Source organism: Burkholderia sp. GW821-FHT14F03 (assembly GCF_058803765.1).
Genome location: NZ_JBXAPG010000105.1, coordinates 1 through 5,044, shown reverse-complemented (window position 1 = coordinate 5,044; position 5,044 = coordinate 1). Strand labels below are relative to the sequence as shown.

The 5,044-nt window shown below is 62.0% G+C and carries 1 protein-coding gene; it reads left to right on the top strand.

Annotation, left to right across the window (positions count from 1 at the left end; translation table 11 throughout):
• A partial coding sequence (locus AC1RQF_RS33080) for an amino acid adenylation domain-containing protein (RefSeq protein ID WP_492874326.1) occupies nucleotides 1–5,044 on the top strand: 5,044 nt, incomplete at both ends.

The following is a 5,044-nucleotide window of genomic DNA, read 5'->3' as shown; positions in this document are numbered from 1 at the left end:
CGTCAAGCTGATCGAGCGCATGCGCCAGCGCGGCCTCAGCCTCGCCGTTCGCGACCTGTTCCAGGCACCAACCCTCGTCGCCCTCGCCCAGACCCTCGGCCAACACCGCGAGATCGAGGTCCCGGCCAATCGCATCACCGCGGACACCACCGCGATCACCCCCGATCTGCTGCCCCTCATCGACCTCACCCAGGCCGACATCGACCGTATCGTCGCCCATGTCCCCGGCGGTATCTCGAACATCCAGGACATCTACGCGCTATCGCCGCTGCAGGACGGCATCCTGTTCCACCACCTGCTCGCCACCGAGGGCGATCCCTACCTGCTCGTCGCGCAACTGGCGTTCGACAGCCGAGCACGGCTCGACCGCTTTCTCGACGCCGTCCAGAAGGTAGTCGATCGGCATGACATCCTGCGCACCGCGTTCTTCTGGGAAGGCTTGTCCATCCCCGCCCAGGTGGTCTTACGCCATGCATCACTCACCGTCGACGAACTGTCGTTCAATCCGGCCGAGGGTTCTGTCAGCGACCAGTTCGCTGCACGCTTCGACCCTCATCACCATCGGATCGACCTGTCCCAGGCGCCATTGCTCCGCATTGCGATCGCCCGGGACAGCGATGGTCGCTGGATCCTCCATCAGCAGATGCATCACCTGATCGGCGATCACTCGACGCTCGATATTCTGTTCAACGAGATTCAGGTTCAGCTCCGCGATCCCGAACACACTCTTTCGCCGCCGCAACCATTTCGCAACCTGGTTGCGCAGGCGCGTCTCGGCATGACTGAGGAACAACATGCGCGATTCTTCTCGTCGATGCTCGCTGACCTCGATGAACCAACCCATCCGTTCGGTCTTTCTGAAGTTCATCGCGACGGAACCCGGGTCCGCGAAGCGCATCGACTGCTGCCGCAGGCATTGAATGATCGGTTGCGCGTGCAGGCCAAACGCGCCGGCGTGAGCCTCGCCAGCCTGTGTCACCTTGCGTGGGCACAAGTACTCGCACGCACCAGCGGTCAGGATCGCGTCGTGTTCGGCACCGTGTTGTTCGGCCGCATGCAGGCCGGCGACGGCGCGGACCGCACGATGGGCCTGTTCATCAATACCCTGCCGATTCGCATCGATCTCGACCACATATCGGTCGAAGCCAGCATACGTGCTGCTCATGCGCGTCTCGCCGATCTGCTCGCGCACGAGCATGCCTCACTTGCACTTGCGCAACGGTGTAGCGGTGTCCCGGCCGGGTCACCGCTCTTCAGTTCGCTGCTGAACTACCGTCATAACACACCGACCTCGGATGAGCAGGCTGCATTGGAAGGTGTCGAATTCCTGCAAGGAAAGGAGCGCACCAATTATCCGCTCGTGCTTTCCGTCGAAGACTTCGGAGAAGCGCTCGGGCTGACCCTCCAGGTCGTCGAACCGCTCAATGGCGCGCGCATCTGCGGGTATATGGCGCAGGCGCTGGAGAGCATTGCAGACGCGCTCGAAGCGAAGTCCACGATCGCGGTTCGACAGATCGAGGTTATGCCTCCGGAAGAGCACGCGCTGTTGTGTACCGTGTGGAATGAAACCCGGCACGATTATCCGACTGGCGCCACCGTGCAGCGCTTGGTCGAGCAGCAGGTCGAACTCACGCCTTCGGCTGTTGCGGTGCGGTTCGGTGATATCACGCTCAGTTATGGCGAGTTGAATGCGCGTGCCAATCGGCTCGCGCATCATTTGATCGAGCTTGGCGCTGGCCTGGATATGCCGGTTGCTGTTTGTGTCGAGCGCGCGCCCGCCATGATTGTTGGCGTACTAGCGATTCTTAAAGCCGGAGCGGCTTATCTCCCGCTCGATCCCGCCTACCCCGCTGACCGGCTCGCGCACATTCTCGATGACGCCAATCCTGCTATCGTCCTCGCAGATACCGCCGGCATCGCCGCTATCGGCGATGCGCCGCTCGCCAACCGGGCTGTCCTCGATCCCAATGAGGCGCTTGTCGACGAAAGTATCGTCCTCCATGCCGGGCAAGCTTCCGAACTCAACATCCTGCTCAAGCTTTCCGCTTATCCGACGACCAACCCGGTGGTCGATGGGCTGAGCGACCGGAATCTGGCCTATGTGATCTATACCTCGGGGTCTACCGGTGTGCCCAAGGGCGTGATGGTCGAACATCACAATCTGGTCAACCTCTGTTACTGGCATATCGATGCCTTCGCGCTTCGGTCCGGATCGGCTTCGGCCATGACGGCCGGCGTGGCGTTCGATGCCACTACCTGGGAACTCTGGCCCAGCCTCCTCTCCGGCGGCGCCCTCGTCCTGCCCCCGGTACATGCCGCTCGCGATCCGATTGCCCTGCTCGACTGGTGGCAACAGCAGCAACTCGACGTCTCCTTCCTCGTCACCTCGCTCGCCGTCATGGCGATCGACCGCAAGCAGTTACCGCCCAATCTGCGTTACCTGCTCATCGGCGGTGAACGTTTCCCGGGGGGTGTCGAGGCGCTTCCCGATGGCCTCACCCTGGTCAACAACTACGGCCCGACTGAAGCCACCGTCGTGGCAACCTCTGGCGTGTTGCCCGTCGATGCCGAGGTCCCGCATATCGGCCGGCCGATTCACAACGCCACCGCGTACCTGCTCGATGCGCATTTGCGTCCTGTCCCGCTCGGTGTGGCCGGTGAACTCTATGTCGGCGGGGCCGGTGTCGCGCGCGGCTATCTGAACCGACCGGACCTCACCAGCGAACGCTTCATCGACGACCCGTTCAGTAATCGGCCCGGCGCTCGTCTTTATAAAACCGGCGACCTCGCACGCTATCTGCCCGACGGCAACCTCGAATTCCTCGGCCGTAACGACCATCAGGTCAAGATCCGTGGCTTCCGCATCGAACTCGGTGAAATCGAATCACGGCTTGCCGAACATACCGGTGTTCGCGAAGCGGCTGTTCTGACTCATGGCACCGAAGGCAATCTCCGACTGGTCGCTTACGTCGTTGCCGATGCCAATGCATTCGACAGGGAAGATGCGACCAGCGAAAACGTCAGCGATCGGATCAACGGGAAAGATGCGTCCGTTGATCTGGCCATCGCCAGCCAACTGAGAATCTATCTGACCGAACGCCTGCCCGACTACATGGTCCCGGCTGCCTTCGTTCGTCTCGATGCCTTCCCGCTCACCCCTAATGGCAAGCTCGATCGCAAGGCGCTCCCCGCTCCTGATCAGAATGCCTTCGTCCGACAGGATTACGAGGCACCATCGGGTGAAGTGGAAACGACTATCGCCGGCATCTGGAGCGAACTGCTCGGCATCGAACGCGTCAGCCGCCACGACAGCTTCTTCGCCCTCGGCGGCCACTCGCTCCTCGCCGTCCGTCTCATGAGCCGTATCGCCGCGATCGGTGCAAACCTGCCGCTCGCCTCCCTCTTCGCCGCACCTTCTCTCGCCGCATTCGCCGACGTCGTTTCGCAGCAGCTTCACACCGCACCCCTCGATTTGCCCACCATCGAATCGGTGTCCCGCGATCAGCTTCTGCCGCTCTCCTTCGCCCAGCAGCGTCTCTGGTTCCTCGCTCAACTCGATCCGGGCAGTCACGCCTACAACATCCCCTTCGCCATCGATCTTCATGGCGAACTCGATACGCATGCATGGCATGACGCGCTTAACGCACTCTTCGACCGGCACGAAGCCTTGCGCTCCGTATTCGTCTCCGTCGACGGGCAACCACAGGTCCAACTGCTCTCCATCGGGTCAGGCGTGCCGCTTCGCCAGCATGTCTTGTCCGGAGGCAATGTCGAAGAACAGGCCCTCCACCTGCAACACAAGGAAGCTCAAACACCGTTCGACCTCGAACACGGTCCGCTCATTCGCGCCAGATTGATCCGCTTCAACGCGCATCATCATCAGTTCCTGCTCACCCAGCACCACATCGTCTCCGACGGCTGGTCCTTTGGCATTCTGCTTGGCGAACTCAGTGCGCTCTACGCCGCCGCCGTCGAAAATCGACCCGCCGACCTGCCCGCCCTCGCCATCCAGTACCCCGACTACGCCGCATGGCAGCGTCAATGGCTCGCCGGCGAACGGCTTGCCGAGCAAAGCGAGTTCTGGCGCAGCAACCTCGCCGGCGCGCCTGTTCGCATAGAACTCCCCATCGACCGGCCCCGCCCGCCCCAGCAGTCCTATGCCGGTGCAACCGTTCCCCTGCATATCGATGCCGAACTCACCCGCGCGCTGCGGCAGTTCTCGCAACAGCAGCAGGCCACGCTCTTCATGACTGTCCTTGCCGCATGGAGCGCTGTCCTCTCCCGCCTCTCCGGACAATCCGACATCGTCATCGGCTCGCCTTCCGCCAATCGCGGACACGCCGAGATCGAACCGCTCGTCGGCTTCTTCGTCAACACCCTCGCGCTGCGTATCGATCTCGACGGCCTGCCTTCGCCCGCCGAACTCGTCCAGCGTGTCCGCCGCGTCGCGCTCGATGCCCAGCAACATCAGGACCTGCCTTTCGAACAGGTCGTCGAAATCGTCCAACCGCAACGACACCTCGATCACACCCCGCTCTTCCAGGTCATGTTCTCCTGGCAGAACAATGAGGTCGGCAACTGGCAGTTGCCCGGCGTCGTTACCACGCTGGTTCCGGTCGAGCATCAGATCATCAAGTTCGACCTTGAACTCAATATGGGTGAGGCCGATGGCCAGATCCTCGGTGTCATCCACTACGCGACCGCACTCTTCGATCGGACCACGATCGAACGTCATGCCGGCTATCTCGTCGCCATGCTCAAGGCGTTTGTCGAAACATCAGCCGCTATACCGCTGAACCGTATCGACATCCTCTCCAAGCAAGAACGCCAATTGGTTCTTGGGGAATGGAACAACACCAGCCAGGCGCTGCCAGAAACGACGCTGGGCGCGTTGATCGAACAGCAAGTCGAGCGTTCGCCCGATGCCGTGGCGGCTGAGTTTGAAGCCCAGTCGCTCAGCTATCGGAAACTCAACGCACGCGCCAATCAGCTCGCCCGCGTGCTGGTCGCGGCAGGCATCGGGCCCGAGGCCATCGTGGCCGTG